The sequence below is a fragment of the Paenibacillus sp. 2TAB26 genome, assembly GCF_052115145.1.
Lineage (GTDB): Bacteria > Bacillota > Bacilli > Paenibacillales > Paenibacillaceae > Pristimantibacillus.
Genome location: NZ_JBFRGC010000022.1, coordinates 1 through 15,107, shown reverse-complemented (window position 1 = coordinate 15,107; position 15,107 = coordinate 1). Strand labels below are relative to the sequence as shown.

Sequence of the window (15,107 nt, the reverse complement as noted above, 5' to 3'; positions counted from 1 at the left end):
AGACATGATTACGAAACGCTTTAACCAAGCTCTAGACAGAAATACCGAACAGCCCTCCTTAACGGCATAATAAAACCAGTTATAAAGCGCTTACATTCTTCGCAAGCAAAAATAACCGATATATCCATTGTTGTACAATCGGTTCGTTCTCAAGGTGCATCACTTCAATTACAAACCGACTTTGCTATGTAATTAGATATATCTTTTAGCCTGCTTACAAAAGTTATTATAATCGCAATACTATTTTTTGTAAACAATGAATATACTTAATATAGTAAAATACATTATTGATTATACCAAATAAAAAAGCTGGCCATAATGGCCAGCTTTTTACACTAAAATGAATGACGCAGAACAATAGATTGCCTATACCGATTTGACCGAGGCTTGATCATCTACCGTCTGCACGCCAATGGAGTCTCTTTCTACCACACGAACGGGAACCTGTAATTTTTGCGGTGAAAAATCAGCTCGTTCAATTCGATTAACGATTAATTCAGCCGCTTTACGGCCTRTTTCGTTATAATCTTGGGCTACGGTCGTAAGTGGAACCTCTACATGCTGAGCAATGATATGATCGTCGAAGCCGGCAATTGAAAGCTGTCCTGGAACTTGCAATCCCATTTCAATCGCGTTTTTAAGAAGATCGACGGCAAGGTGATCATGCTCAACTTGAATCGCTGTTACTCCAGCCTGAATCAGCGAAGCAATCATTGATTTATAGAAGGTTTTGCTATTTGTTTCATCTACTTGTCTATAGAAATCCGAAACGATTAAGTCAGGATCAATCGGAATTTTGTAATCCTTCAGCGCATTGCAGTAGCCTTGATACCGGTCGCGCACCGAACTGCGAAATTCGATGCTGATGCTGGAAACAAAAGCAATTCGCTCATGGCCAAACTCAAGCAGCTGCTTCGCTATCTCATAACCGCCTTCAAAGTTATTTGAAGTAACGCTCGTAATCGGAATGCCTTCAAAGTACTGATCAATCGTTACAATCGGGTAGTCGTTCCAATAAATAGCATTGATCAAATCGATATTGCTAATGGTGCTGATCGGATACAATATGATGCCGCTTGAACCGTTTTTAGGTATTCGAACGAGCAGCTCCTTCTCTTTGTCCCTGCTCCAATTGCTGTTATGAATGCTTAAATAATAACCTTTATCGTCCAAATAGTCCGATGCTCCGGTTATATAGTCCGATTCATGTGTCGCCATATAAGGAAGAATCATTGAAATAATCCGATTGGCATTTGAGGTGCCTGTATCGGATTCGATATAAATCTCTTGTTTTTTGACGAAGCTCCCGCTTCCGCGCTTCCTGTATATTAGGCCTTCCCGTTCCAGCTCGATTAATGCGCGCTTCGATGTAATGCGGCTAACCCCTGACTTCTCTGCCAATTCCACTTCTGTTGGAAGTTGTTGATCAGGCAAATATTCACCCGATTTTATCTTTTCCTTGAGATCCTCAAGAATGACCATATACAAAGGTTTGTTATCGGACTGCATGCTCATTCACTTCCAGTCTATCCGTAATGCATTTCTTGTATTGATTATACCAAATCAATTCTTTATAATGCAAATTAAATATACCAACTTCATTCGAGTATACCTGCAGTATTTAGGAGAGGAATGATCATAATTATGAATTCAGACTGGACAACACAGGTTCTAGAAAAATTCGTCTACAAAAGGAGCCTAGCCAGCTTGCGTGAAGAGCAGCTATTCAGCGTTTTTCAGCAGCCCTTAAGCGCGGATGAGCAGTTTGCGCTGCAATTTTTATATGCCTACATGCCTCTTAATGACTTAGCTGATTATAATGGTGAACTTTTTCTTAGCCATGTACGGGCTTCCCTTGCTATTCGGAATAAAGTGCCATGGGGCAGCACGGTATCCGATCATTTATTTTACCACTTTGTTCTCCCATATCGGGTTAATAACGAGAACATCGAAGATATTCGAAGCTTGTTGTTTAATGAATTGTTCGAGCGCGTTCGAGGACTGTCCATGGAAGATGCCATTTTGGAGACTAACTACTGGTGCCATGAAAAAGCTACCTACATAGGAAACGACCAGCGCACCGTATCTCCTTTAACCATTATCCGTACCACTCTCGGACGCTGCGGAGAGCAGTCCACACTTGCAGTTGCTGCACTCCGCAGCATCGGAATTCCTGCAAGGCAGTGCTATACACCACGCTGGGCCCATTGTGATTCCAATCATGCTTGGGTTGAAGCTTGGGCTGACGGTCGTTGGCATTTTCTCGGTGCTTGCGAGCCAGAAGCAAGGCTAGACCAAGGCTGGTTTAGCGCCCCTGCCCAAAGAGCTATGCTCGTTAATACGAGAGTTCCCTCCAACTATGCAGGCCCCGAGGAAATTACGCTGCAGCATCCTTGGTATACCGAAATTAATTTACTAGACAACTATGCCGTAAACAAGACCATTACGATCAAAGTACTTAATCAAGCTGGTTCCCCATCTAGTGCTAAGGTACACTTCCAGCTGTATAATTACGCCGAGTTTTCTACTATTGTGACAAAGACGACAGATCAAGCCGGGCAAGTTACCCTTACAACTGGACTTGGCAGCTTATATATACATGCTGTTGGCGAAGAAGGCTGGGGCTCTATACTTATCCATACGGGAGACGCGAACGAATTTACAATGGTTATGAGCAAAGAGGAAGTTCGAGGCGGCATTTCGGATATTGAGATGATCCCCCCGCCATCTGTGGACAGCAAGCTGACTTCAGCCGCCACTGAGCAGGAGAAACAGAAAAATAGTGAGCGAATTCAAGAGGGTTCCCAAATTCGTGCTGCATATGAAGCAACATTTGTTAGCTTGGAGCAGTCTTCTCAGCTAGCTGATCAGCTCTCCCTAAATGGAGATCGGGTATGGAATGTCCTTCAAAAAGCTAGAGGCAACAGCCATGAGATTTATGCTTTTTTACAAAATCAATCGCCTTTATATGGAGAATGGCCGCTTTTGCTGCTGGAATCACTTCATGAAAAGGATTTGACAGATACGTTTCAAATCTCGTTAGATGATCATCTACTTGGTTCTTTGCCTCTGATTGAAAGTCAGGATACCGATTTAGATAAATCTTTTACCAGCAAGTATCTACTTTGTCCGCGTATACATTATGAGATGATTGCACCCTACAAGCATCGTTTCCAAGAGCATTACTCTGAGGCAGAAAAGGAGCTGTATCGCGGTCAACCTGAGGCCATGTACGAGCGGCTTGCAGGTGAATTTGATATTATCGAAGGCATGAATCATTATAACGGCTCTGCCACGCCGCTAGGCAGCTTTGAATTACAAAAAGGCGATCGGCTTTGCTTCCACATTCTTCTAATCGCAACAGCAAGAAGCATAGGAATACCAGCTCGCCTTGAACCAACTGATTTAAGGCCGCAATACTTTATGCTAAGCCATTGGACTGACTTTTGTTCGGAGGGCACCTCAGCGCCAGCTCTAGGTTTTGTTCATTTCATCAAAGACATAGCAGCAGATGTAGAAGAAGCCGCCTATTTCAATAACTTCACGATTGCGCGCTTTACGAAGGGCATGTATCACACACAGATGCTCCCCTTTGGCAAAAAGGACGTATTCGACGCGCCAATCGAATTGGTATGCGGACAATATCGGCTAATAACCGGAACAAGACTTCCAAATGGTACTGTAAAGGTCCGGCTTGCTTATTTCGACATTTCTCCATCAGTTACAACAAAATTGACATTGAGCTTCCGCAGCAAGGATATGGAAATTCCAATTCTAGCCTCACTCTCCGCTGATGCCATGGATAAGGAGTTATTCTATCCACAGATTAGCATGAAGGCAGCCGTTCAGCCTCGCGGCGCAGTCATCGCTTGGATCGAGCCAGACCGTGAGCCTTCAAAACATCTGCTGAGAGAGCTTCGAGAGCTGGCTCCTGCATTTGAGGCATGGAATGGCCAAGTCATATTGACAGCGGGTGAAGATAAGCTGACCGCATCCTTCTCATTAGAACAAGATGCTGCCTTGCCCCGAAACGCTTCTTTCCACCTTGACCATTCATACACTGGCCTTAACCTCTTTCAGCCCTTGATCGTGCCGAAGAGGATGGAACAGTTTCCCATCCTGTTTGTTTTGGATAATATTGGACGAATCCGTTACATGTCAGAGGGATACAAGCTCGGAACCGGCAAAGATGCGCTTGATGCCATTCATGCGATTGCTAATTCTCATCAGGAAAAAGATTAAGCCGATCCTCGGATGCTGGTGTATAGCTATATGTACGGCTTAGCTTCACTACTCGGCGATTTGGTCTGCGAATAACGACAGAGGACTCGTCCCATGCTACAACGATACCTTTAACATCATTTGCTTCGATTGCATCTCTTACAACTCTTATCGTCTCACCGCTTACGCGATATTGATCCAATTGCTCTTCACTTATCATTGCAATTCCTCCTGCTTCTATTCTAACCCGTATGATTATTGAAAAACCTCAATGGATGCTTACGCATCACATTGAGGTTTACTTCAAAATATAAAATAATAATAAGGTTTAACTTATACTTATATCATTCTTTACGTTAACCTGCATGCTCTTTCGCGTCGTTCGTTTCATACCACTCATCCAGCACGCGTGATGACATCACCCGTTTGCCGATATATTCGCCTTGACGGTCAGTGAATTGCTCCCGCCATTCAATAGACAATTCATCGCAAAGCTTCACGATAGTGAGCAGCTCTGACCACGCGACATAACGTTTGTACCAGAAAAATTGCGGATGCTCAATCATATAAGGATATAAATCATCAAATTCCGTATGTTTACAATCTAGTGCACGCTCAAAGTGGACTTTAGCATCGCTTAGCTTTGTATACATAAACTCTGCAGACATTTCCCCCATAGTATGTGCCTCCCCTCGATCACTTCTGTACCATTATAAGCGATAATGCCGGATGCGAAAAGAACATTTGTACTGGAACTTATTACTCAAATTTAATTTCACCGTTATCAAGCGATGAAATGCGAACGAGCGGCTCCACACGAATTCCTTGTTCCCGTAATGTTCTTCCTCCAGCTTGAAATGACTTCTCGACAACGACGCCAAGTCCAACTAAAGCTGCTCCCGAGCGCTGAATAATTTTTATCAATCCACGCGCTGCATCGCCGTTGGCAATAATGTCATCAATAAAGAGTACCCGATCTTCAGCCGTTAGAAACTGTTTGGACACCATAATATCAGTCACCATTCCCTTTGTAAAGGAAGGAACACGTTCCACATAAGCATCTGGATCAGCAATTAATGTCTTCTTACGGCGAGCGAAAACGAGCGGTACTCCTAGAGTATATGCGGTTGCAAAGGCAGCGGGTATTCCCGACGACTCCACCGTTATCACCTTCGTAATTTGCTCCTCCGCGAAGCGCCTTGCAAACTCTTGTCCCATTTCCATTGTCAATGCTGGGTCGACCTGGTGGTTGATCAAAGCATCCATCCGCAGTACATTGCTAGACAATACGGATGATTCTGCTAAAATACGTTGTTTTAAACTTTCCATCTTTCATTACCTCCACCAAAATCCTTTTTGATACCGTACCATAGGTCAGGCAAAAAGTGCAACCCTATTGAAGGGATCGTTTTTAATCCCAAAAAAATCTAGCGAATTCGAGCGAGAAATTTCATATCTACAGTAAAATAGAGAAACTTTTACCACATTTTACACGTCTAATTTAATAACATAACTTTTTAACGAATTTAGCAGCACATTTATAAATATGGTTCATTATACCGATGATATTTCCTATAGGGAAAGGAGTGAAAACCTTGAAAACCAATCGATTATTTACGAAAAAAGCGGCTATGGTCGCGGCAACTTCAACGCTTGCTTTATTGCTTGCCAGCTGCCAGAGCGCATCGACAACCACGCCTGATACTTACACGGATGACACAGCTCCTCTTCTGACCAAGCAGACGAGCAAGCCTAACAGCCCTCAGAACTCTTACTCTGAGCTAACGGAAAATGAGATTCAAATGGACGAGCCTCATATGAACAAGGTGGATACGAGCAGCAATACAAACGCTGAAACCTCAGCAGTCAGCAAGTCAGAGAATCCCAAAGCGCCGGTAAAAACCGAAAGTGAGGATGCATTGTGGCAAGCAGACGCGCCTCTTCTCCATGGGGTAGCAATTGGCGATACCCATGCTTCTGTTGTTAAGCAGTTTGGCAATCCGCAAGACAGCTACAAGCTTGAGGAAGAGACGGATCCTGTTACCGTGCTTGAATATGACGGATTTGCAGTTGGAATCAATGCTAAGAAAAAAACACAATTTATAGAGCTTTTTGAAAAAAACATTCAAGCTGGCCTAAGCGGCCTGCAAATTGGCGACAATCCGGAAGCTGCACTGCTTGCACTCGGCAAGCCTGAGAAGCAAACCGCCTATTTGCTCACTTACAAAGCAAACAAAGCGCTGCTAAAGCTGGATCTTGACCCCGAGCATAACGAAATCATTTCCATTAAGCTTCTCGCTATTAGCTAGACAGAATTTAGCATGCGTAACTAATGTAAAGAGCAAACCAAGGCTGCCATTGAAAAAAACACACCACAGCACTACCGCCGCTACTAGAATGAAGGCCCTCTCTGCTTCTAAATATCCCGTAGAAAATCGTAATATTTTGAAAAAAGTCATGCCTGTCCCCGTTTGGACATACCTTCTAATTATAGAGGGTTTTCGAACGGAGGACGGTAGACGATGTGGAAACGTACTGGGAAAGTATTGCAAATCGCTTCAACTTACATGGGGACAATCGTGGGGGCCGGTTTTGCCACCGGCCAAGAAATACTTCAGTTTTTTACCCGCTTCGGTTACTGGGGTACGGTCACGATTGTTATATCTACCATTTTGTTCATTTGGCTGGGCACCAAAATGATGCTCATTGCAAGTGAAATTAGAGCAAAGTCGTACGAAGACTTAAATAAAGCATTGTTCGGCGACAAATATGGACGACTTATCAGCCACTTTATGTTAGTCGTACTCCTTGGCGTAACCGCTGTTATGCTCGCAGGTGCCGGCACCATCTTTTATGAGCATTGGAATATTTCTTATCAATCAGGTCTGCTTATTACGATTGCCGCTTGTTATTTTTTGCTGCGCAAAGGAATGAATGCTATTCTGACGGTCAATGCGATCGTCGTCCCTGTTATGCTGCTGTTCACTGTACTCATCATAATCAATACATTTCAAACGCCAGGCGCAGACAAGTTCATTACTTTATCAAGCGACCATTCCATCTGGGCCGCTTGGGCTTCACCTTTTTTATATACCGCCTTTAACCTCTCGATGTCGCAAGCTGTGCTTGTACCGCTGGGAGCAGAAATTCGTGACCGCAAAGTCATTATTGCTGGCTCATGGGTCGGAGGAATCGGAATTGGGTTCATGCTGCTGGCTGGTCACATCGCGCTTTCCGTTCATATGCCAGGCATTCAACAATTCGCAATACCGATGGGCGGGATTGCTAGGCAGCTAGGGCCTAGCGTACAGTTTATTTACGTTTTCATTATTTTCGCTGAAATCTTCACGACACTCATTGCAGACATTTACGGCCTCACCCTTCAGCTTCATGAGCGTTTGAAATGGGCTCGGAGCTTGATTGTACTTCTTATTCTCGCGATTTGTTATGTAGCCAGCCAAATCGGATTTGGTCCGCTGCTATCCACTCTTTATCCGTTATTCGGCTTGGTCAGCTTGGGCTGGCTCATCTTAATTATCCGCAAACGTGTTATTACTCATTAGAGAGCAGCTGGCTGCTATGAATCATCATATTTGTACGAGTAACGCACCCTCGCAATGCTCAAGCATTGCGTCTCGAACATGCTCATGACAAGTCATAACTATAATTTGCCTTTCACTCGATAAGGATGCGAGCAGCTTGGTTACTGCATGCAGCCTGCCTTTGTCGAAATTAACAAACACATCATCCAGCATAAGAGGAAGCTTCGCTCCACTTGTTGCTTCCTCCGCCAAAGCAAGGCGCATCGCCAAATAAACCTGCTCCGCTGTTCCTCTGCTTAACATTCCGCTGTCGATGAGACGGTGCTCCGCTGTTTCCAGCCTGATTCCCGGTTCGCCTGGCGTTGTAAGTACCCGAATATATTTGCCACCTGTCAGCTCCATCATAAAGCGCGACGCATTGCGAAGCACGACAGGCTGACGCTCTTCTTCATAAACACGTTTAGTTCGGCTAATTAATGCTGCACTAATAGAAAGGACCGCATACCGCTCTGCATCCTTCTCGATCTGGGCAACCGTCATCGCTTTATCAGAAAGCAGCCTTTGATGCTCCTCTTCCTGCAGAAGATGGTCTAGCGACTGCCGCACTCTCCCCCGCTTTTCAAGCTGTTCCTGCTTTTGCCGCTCCAGCTCTTTCAGCTCCGTCTGCGACTCCAAATGCAGCTGCTGCAGCTGCTCTTCATCATAGCTGCCAAACAAATGCTCGAGCTCGGAAATTCTCTCCGCTGACATGCCAGCCGTTATTTCCAACGCAAGCTTCGACAACTCAAGCTCAAGCGCCGTCCATATCCTATGATGCGAAATAGCCAGCTCATATTGGGCTTCACTTGATAGACCAGCCGCTTCCACTGCAATCAACACTTGGCTCTCTAGCCCAAGCTGCCGGGATTCAGCAGCCTGCTGCGCCATGCGCAGCTCATCGCGGCGCGCAATAATAGCGCGCGCTTCTTGTTTGGCTGCAGCATGGCGGCGAATTTCGGCATGCAGCAGGCGCAGCGCGAGGGCTGGGTCAGCAGCAGCCGCTGCGGCAGCTTCCTTGAAATGCCCGCACAGTTCAGCTGCTTGCGCAGCGAAAGCAGCCAGCTGTTTGCCTGCGGCGGCTTGTTTCGCCGACAGCCGGTCATAATGCTGCAGCCGCTGCAAAGCTTGCTCGGCAAGCTCGAATGCTTCGAGCGCAGCGGCCGGCGACATTCCCGCCGGCAGTGAGCGAGCTGCAAGCCAGTCAGCCCACTGATGGGCGATGGCTTGCCTTGCTTGTGCAGCAGCGGCGGCAGCCTCGCTGCGTCCTGCAGCGTGCGCGCGCAGCCGCTCTAGGCGGCGGGCGAGCTCGCTGCTATGGTCGATGAGGCGCTCGCTGCGCTGCAGCGCCTCGAGACGGGCTTCGACTGCGGCGCGCAGCTGTGTGCGTGCTTGTTCCGCAGCGAGCAGATGCTCTGGCGAGCTGTAATGCTTTGCCGCAAGCAGGGCAGCCGCTGCCTCTTGCGGATTATGTACAATCATCTCTAAAGCTTGATGCACTCGTTTTTCTCGTTCATTAAGTTCCGTGCCAGTAAGCGCAGCTGCTCCGCCGCGCCCTCGCGAACGTCCGCGTCCACGCAGCTGATCGCTGCTCTCGCCTGCTGCTGCATTCCCAGCGCCGCGACTCCGCAGCAGCGCCACAACAACAAACGCAAGCGCCGCTCCCGCCAGCGCCAGCGCAGCAATACCTGCACCGCGCCCTGCTCCGCCAAGCGCGGCAGCTCCAAGCGCCAGCGCGGCTCCGCCCGCTCCTGCCGCCGCAGCCCACCAAGGGCCGGCTCCGCCTCGGCCCGAAGCTGCCGCGCCGCGGCCAGCCGACTCGCTATCGCTTGCGGCTGCAGCGGCTCCGGCAGAGCGCGCGCGCTCGAGCTCCCACTCGCGCAGCGCGCTATCGAGGGCGTTCCACGCCCCTTTCAGCGCATCTCGCGTGCGCGGCAGCACCTCAAATCCGGTGCCGCCCTCCTGCTCGCTGCGCTCCTTCTCCCGTGCGGCGGCAGACCTCGCCTCCTCCAAAGCGATAGACGCTTCCTGCTCCTGCTGCTTAAGCGTCTCAAGCTCAGCCGCGAATCGCTCCTCTCCTCGCGCGTGCTCAAGCTCCTGCTGCCTGGCGCTGCGCACAAAGTCACGATCGGCTATCGTAACGTGAAGCTCCCTCAGCTGACGCTCTGTCCATTCCGGCGCGATGCTGGTAACGAGCCTCGCAATCATCTCATCATGCTCGCGAAGCTCTGATTCCAGCTCTATGCTGTCCTGCTTCAGCTGGCGCATACTCTCAGCTGCCTGAAGCAGTGCTTCCGTCTCATCTCCAATACGGAGAAGCTGCTCATCATAACTTATCGCTTCAAGCTGCAGCTCTATCAGCAGCGCTTTCTGCCTTTGCTTCTCAGCTTCTTCGCGCAGCTCAGCTCTTTGCCTTTGCAGCTCGTCCCATTCCTTCTCCGCATGCGGCGAGAGCTCTGCAGCGTAAGCGACTTGCTCGCGCTCAATCATCAGCTGCTGCTTGCGAATCCACAATGGCCTAGTCGTGCAAGCTTTATGAAGCAGCATTTGCCTTGCTTCTTTTGCTGGCAGCTCCAATTCCAGCTGTTGCAAGGATGCATCCAGCTGGCCCGTCTGCTGCGTCAACTGGTTGTAGGAGACAATGGCATCTGCGCGCTTCCGAAGCTGAACATCTATTTGCTCAAGCGTTTTCAAATGTTGATTAATTTGTTGATTAGCTCCGCGAGGCTTAAAGAGAAGGTCCATCTCCTGTGCTAGACGCTTCTCAGCTGCTGCTATCGATTTTCCGTTGTCCCACCCTGCTTGATACAAATATTGTCCAAGCTCTTCTCCCGACAACGCGCCGATTTCTTGCAGTTCAGTCAGCGTAATAGCGAACAACTGTCGATACAATTTTTCGCTAATGCCTCCTAGAAACTGCCGTTCCCATTCCGTTTGTGTGAGCGCTACTTCTTCGAGAGATTTATCTGCTGCAGCAATGACGCTAATGAATGGATCATTTAACAATTCGTCATTGCCAGCTGCATGGCTTAAAGCGCGCAGCTTAAGCTTGCCTAATCCGTCAGCCACATATCGCTCAACCACGTATGCTTCATCTTCTGCACTTTGAAAAAACATCCGACCGCCATGCTTGCCGCCATTCACCGGTTCTTGCCGCTCATTCGACTGTCCGCGTTTGGCAAAACCAAAAAGCATCGATCGGATAAAGCCGAACATCGTGCTTTTTCCCGCTTCATTTGGACCATATACGATAATGACCGCCGCATCGAGCGGTATTTGCTTCCTATATAGCTGTCCGAAACCGTCAATTTCAGCCTTCAAAAGCTTCATGCTACCTGTCATCTCCTATAGGCTTATGCAGAAACAAGCTGCACTCGCCCTATCATCATCCGCCACGTTCATGATCATGAAGCAAACCAAGCGTCAGCTCGCGCGCTTGCTCTAGCCAGCGCTCGGGAGGCTCGTCCCATTGGTTAAACATAAGTCTACCAAGCTTCGCATGCCCTGCTGCCGGGCTCACAGCATTTTTGGCAAAATCCTGCCATAACTTCTCATCCTCCGTTAATGCTGCGCTAAATCGAACGAGCTCTCCGGTAAAGCTGTCTTCCAACGCCAGCTCCTCCCAGTTGATCGCAGCCCCTGTGTTCACCTCTAGCCCATGCACGAAGATCCATGGTTCAGCTGATGATATCTCCCTGCCCTCCTGTAATTGCTCAAGCAGCGTTCGAACAATCGCTGGCTCCGAGAGCTTCTGATGCAGCAGCCCGCGACCTGTCAAACAAAGTCGAAGCATAACCGAGCGGCCTTCCGCTTCAGCTAATATTCTGTCAATTAAACCTTCCAATTGCTGCAAAAGCTCCTGTTCTGTACTCAGCTCAGAGATGGAGCAGTCATACTCGTGCCACCTGACTTCATCTAGCGGCATAAAGGTCAGCTCTACCGCTCTTGCAGCGGTTACCTCCACCAAGTAACAGCCCTTTGCTCCTACTTCACGCGGATTTCTTCCTTGTGTGTTGCCTGCGTATACGACATGAGGGTATTCATGCAGCACCCTTCGTTTATGAATATGGCCTAGCGCCCAATAATCGAAGCCCTTGCCCCCAATAAGCTCGCCCAGCGAGCATGGCGCATACGGGTCATGCGTTCCATCGCCATCAACATTTCCGTGCAGCAGCGCGATATGAAAGGGTGCTTCCTGCTGTATTTTATAAGCCGCAGCTATATTTTCCGAGACGACGCGTTTTCCGTATGACCTTCCGTAAACAAATGCAGCCAGCTCACCGTTAGTACGGTAAGCCGGCCGATATTCCATTTGATCCGCTCCAAATATATGCACGTTTGCCGGCAGTTCTAAGTCTGCTCGCTCGCCATTTAACGGGTCGTGATTTCCATGGATTACATATACGGATATTCCATGCTCCTGCAGCTTTTGCCACTCTCGTACGAGCATAAGTTGTGCTCTGAGCGAACGGTCTGCTTCATCGAACAAATCGCCAGCCAGCACGATAAAATCCACCTGCTCGCGAATGGCGGTCTGCGTTAGCTGACGCAGCGCTGCAAAGGTGGACTCGCTGAGCACCTCTCGCACCTGATCCGGAGCCTTCGCAAGCCCTCGGAAAGGGCTGTCTAAATGCAAATCTGCTGCATGGATAAATCGAAAAGGTACCGACATTTTATAACCGCCTATTCCGATAGAATGAGCCGTTATTCCGGCTTCATATGAATATAAACTTTTTTCAGCTGTGCAATCACTCGTTGAAGTGAATATACCTTTTTGGCTTTATCTGAACCAGACCTTGCCAGATGATAGCGATAAGTGGGATCGGTTACGACCTTCTCCAGCGCATCAGCAAGAGCTGTCGCATCTTCCGGCGGTACTAACAATCCATTAACGCCATCTTCGATTTGCTCGGCAATGCCTCCTACATTCGTGCCGACAAGCGCAAGCGAGCATAAAGCAGCTTCTGCGAACACAGAGCCGAAGGCCTCAGCGCGAGAAGGCAATACAAATACATCAAAAAACGGCATAAACTCTTCCGGATGCAGCATATAGCCGTAAAAGATAATATCATCATACAAATCAAGCTCAACTGCTAATGCTTCAAGCTCCTCGCGAATCGGTCCATCGCCAATGATATGAAGAACAAACGGATGACCCTTTTGCTTAAGCTCTGCACATGCGCGCAGCAGAACATCAAGTCCTTTGGCAGGGACGAGCCTGCACACCGTAATGAGCTGCGTTACCGCATTCTCATGGGATATCGGTTTAAATCGTTTCTCGTCAAAACCATTTGGAATAACCTTTATTTTCTCTGGATGCTTGATATGAGGAGCGATATAGGTACGGAAGGACTCGGAAACGGTCAGCAATTGATCCGCCTTCGCCTCCAGCTCGCCATAAAGACTCATAAGAAACCGGTGTTCAGGTCCGCCCTCTTTAATCTTGCCGTTTAGAATAAGCTCCCGTTCATAGCTGGAATGGATCGTCATCGCAAGCGGAGTATCTGGAAATAGCTGCTTCATGACAAGTCCAGCAATCGGATGATGCGCATGTATAATATCGTATGGTTTTTTGATCCGCATCTTTGTCCACCATACGTAATCTTTATACGTTTGAATATATTTATCGACCATTACATTTCCGCTGTAGATCGTATGATCAAAGGTTTCGAATGTCACTTCTTCCTGCCCTTTGCTTCTTACTCGCTTAGGCAGAGAGAACAATTCCATTTGCCAACCAAACTTAATGAATCTATCTTGAATATACGGGATCATGGAAGAAACTCCGCCCGGCTGCTCCGGTGGAAAAAATAACGCTTGTAAAATATTCATGTGTCCCATCCTTTCAACGTAAAACATGTATTCCAACTATTCGTTCACCGTAAAACATGATATATTAGAACATATGTTTCTGTAAAGCTATTGAAACTAATACTAGATAACGGTGGGTAACTCATGACTCTTACACAATGGCTTTCAGGCCCAAATGGACAACTGCTCTCTTCATCGGCGGTCATCGTCATTCTGATCTTAATGCTCTTCATGTCGGTTCGGCTTTATGTAAGCTACCGCAACAAACGAATTTATCGCTTGCTCATTACAGCCATCCCAATCATTATTATTAAGCAATGCCTGCTCGTCGTGCTTGCTTATCCAGGCTGGTCATTATCACCATTTCTACATTTAGCCTTTACCATACTTCAAATCCTATCTTTTATTATTATAAACTTTGTTTTCATGAAATTATATACTCATCGAACGGCACAGCTTAAAGTCATTCCCTTTATCATTATGAGTATGATGACATTCGTTATTGCAGGCATACAATTTGCGATTATGCCCAATTCGATGGACACGGTCGTTCATGCGCAAGCTTTTACATACCCGGCACTCGATTTCTATGGATTAATCGTTATTTTCATGATTATGCTTGATACGAGAAGCGCCCACATGAGCTCCAAATATTACGCGAGCTTAATCGTGTTTTTTGCAAGCGAGCTTGCTAGGCTGTCGAATGCCTATGTATTTCATGGCTCATTGACTTGGTTGCTGACGATTAGCCAGCTGCTGCCGATTGTGTATTATACCCTATTGTTTATCCTCTTGTTCGAGTGGGTAATCGAGAGGTTGATGTTTACCTATCAATCGTCTATTATGGATGGCTTGACTGGATTGTATAATCGGCGCCATTTCTCTTCGAAGGCGGAGCAGCTGCTTCAGAGCAACAAGCCGATGGCTATTATTTTTTGCGATATCGACAACTTCAAGAAATTGAATGATACCCATGGCCACCATAAAGCCGATGGCGTACTGAAGCAGGTTTCCGAGATTATTAAGGAAGAATCGAGCGGCATCGGATCAGCGGGCCGTTATGGCGGAGAAGAGCTGCTAAGCTGCATTAGCACGGAGCGCGTAAAACCTGAAATTGTAGCTGAATCCATTCGGCGCAGAGTCGAGCAGGAAACGATGGTTACAATAAGTGTCGGCTTCAGCACCTCCAAAGAAAGCAAGGCTGTTCAAGAAATGATTAAGCAGGCTGACGAAGCGATGTACTATTCCAAAACGACGGGCAAAAATAAAGTAACCCCGTTCAAATCATCAGCTGCTTCCAAAAAATCAAAAGCATAAACAATGAAAAGGCACTGATCATAAGGCGTTTGGGACTGACCCCCATTTGTGAGACAGGGATCAAAACACCTTCAAGTTTAAACGGCCAGTCGCCTGTAATCAATCGGCGACTGGTTCTTTAGTTTCGTTTGAATACGAATTGCGTTATAGTAAGTGATGTAGTCTCGAACGGTCTGTTCA

The 15,107-nt window shown here is 47.4% G+C and carries 12 protein-coding genes; 4 read left to right on the top strand and 8 right to left on the bottom strand.

The genetic code is table 11. The features are described from left to right. Nucleotides 1-366: 366 nt before the first annotated feature. Nucleotides 367-1,515 carry a GntR family transcriptional regulator gene (locus AB4Z50_RS23565; RefSeq protein ID WP_441882770.1) on the bottom strand — a complete coding sequence of 383 codons (1,149 nt, stop codon included), beginning with the start codon at nt 1,513-1,515 and terminating at the stop codon, nt 367-369. 117 nt (nt 1,516-1,632) lie between these two features. Here AB4Z50_RS23565 and AB4Z50_RS23560 point away from each other — a divergent pair, with 117 nt between their 5' ends. Further along, nucleotides 1,633-4,242: a transglutaminase domain-containing protein gene (locus AB4Z50_RS23560; protein ID WP_441882768.1), complete on the top strand. Its 2,610-nt coding sequence runs from the start codon at nt 1,633-1,635 to the stop codon at nt 4,240-4,242. On the opposite strand, the gene AB4Z50_RS23555 is transcribed toward AB4Z50_RS23560, so the two are convergent. The 3 genes from AB4Z50_RS23555 to AB4Z50_RS23545 form a co-directional block, all read right to left on the bottom strand. Then, nucleotides 4,217-4,441 carry a hypothetical protein gene (locus AB4Z50_RS23555; RefSeq protein ID WP_076270045.1) on the bottom strand — a complete coding sequence of 75 codons (225 nt, stop codon included), beginning with the start codon at nt 4,439-4,441 and terminating at the stop codon, nt 4,217-4,219. The two genes, AB4Z50_RS23560 and AB4Z50_RS23555, sit on opposite strands and share 26 nt — an antisense overlap. Before the next feature lie 136 nt (nt 4,442-4,577). Further along, a complete protein-coding gene (locus AB4Z50_RS23550) occupies nt 4,578-4,898 on the bottom strand; it encodes a hypothetical protein (protein WP_076270046.1) in 321 nt (106 codons plus the stop codon). 82 nt (nt 4,899-4,980) lie between these two features. Beyond that, nucleotides 4,981-5,550 carry a xanthine phosphoribosyltransferase gene (locus AB4Z50_RS23545; protein WP_076270047.1) on the bottom strand — a complete coding sequence of 190 codons (570 nt, stop codon included), beginning with the start codon at nt 5,548-5,550 and terminating at the stop codon, nt 4,981-4,983. A gap of 266 nt (nt 5,551-5,816) precedes the next feature. Between AB4Z50_RS23545 and AB4Z50_RS23540 the strand changes: the two genes are divergently transcribed. After that, nucleotides 5,817-6,530 (top strand): hypothetical protein, encoded by a 714-nt coding sequence (locus tag AB4Z50_RS23540; RefSeq protein ID WP_441882765.1) that lies wholly within the window; start codon nt 5,817-5,819, stop codon nt 6,528-6,530. Between the two features lie 213 nt (nt 6,531-6,743). Continuing rightward, nucleotides 6,744-7,784 (top strand): YkvI family membrane protein, encoded by a 1,041-nt coding sequence (locus AB4Z50_RS23535; RefSeq protein ID WP_076270049.1) that lies wholly within the window; start codon nt 6,744-6,746, stop codon nt 7,782-7,784. Nucleotides 7,785-7,808: 24 nt separating this feature from the next. On the opposite strand, the gene AB4Z50_RS23530 is transcribed toward AB4Z50_RS23535, so the two are convergent. The 3 genes from AB4Z50_RS23530 to AB4Z50_RS23520 are packed head-to-tail and all read right to left on the bottom strand — an operon-like array spanning nt 7,809 to nt 13,631. After that, the gene (locus AB4Z50_RS23530) at nt 7,809-11,129 is read right to left on the bottom strand and encodes an AAA family ATPase (protein WP_441882763.1); all 3,321 of its coding nucleotides are present in this window, start codon (nt 11,127-11,129) and stop codon (nt 7,809-7,811) included. Between the two features lie 55 nt (nt 11,130-11,184). Next, nucleotides 11,185-12,471, bottom strand: a complete 1,287-nt coding sequence (locus tag AB4Z50_RS23525) for a metallophosphoesterase family protein (RefSeq protein ID WP_441882761.1) — start codon at nt 12,469-12,471, stop codon at nt 11,185-11,187. Between the two features lie 32 nt (nt 12,472-12,503). After that, a complete protein-coding gene (locus tag AB4Z50_RS23520; protein ID WP_339208561.1) occupies nt 12,504-13,631 on the bottom strand; it encodes a glycosyltransferase family 4 protein in 1,128 nt (375 codons plus the stop codon). 123 nt (nt 13,632-13,754) lie between these two features. On the opposite strand from AB4Z50_RS23520, the gene AB4Z50_RS23515 reads away from it, so the two are divergent. Next, nucleotides 13,755-14,927, top strand: coding sequence for a diguanylate cyclase (locus AB4Z50_RS23515; protein ID WP_430061726.1), 1,173 nt, complete (start codon nt 13,755-13,757; stop codon nt 14,925-14,927). Nucleotides 14,928-15,004: 77 nt separating this feature from the next. On the opposite strand, the gene AB4Z50_RS23510 is transcribed toward AB4Z50_RS23515, so the two are convergent. Then, a partial coding sequence (locus tag AB4Z50_RS23510; protein ID WP_441878013.1) for an IS3 family transposase occupies nt 15,005-15,107 on the bottom strand: 103 nt, incomplete at its 5' end.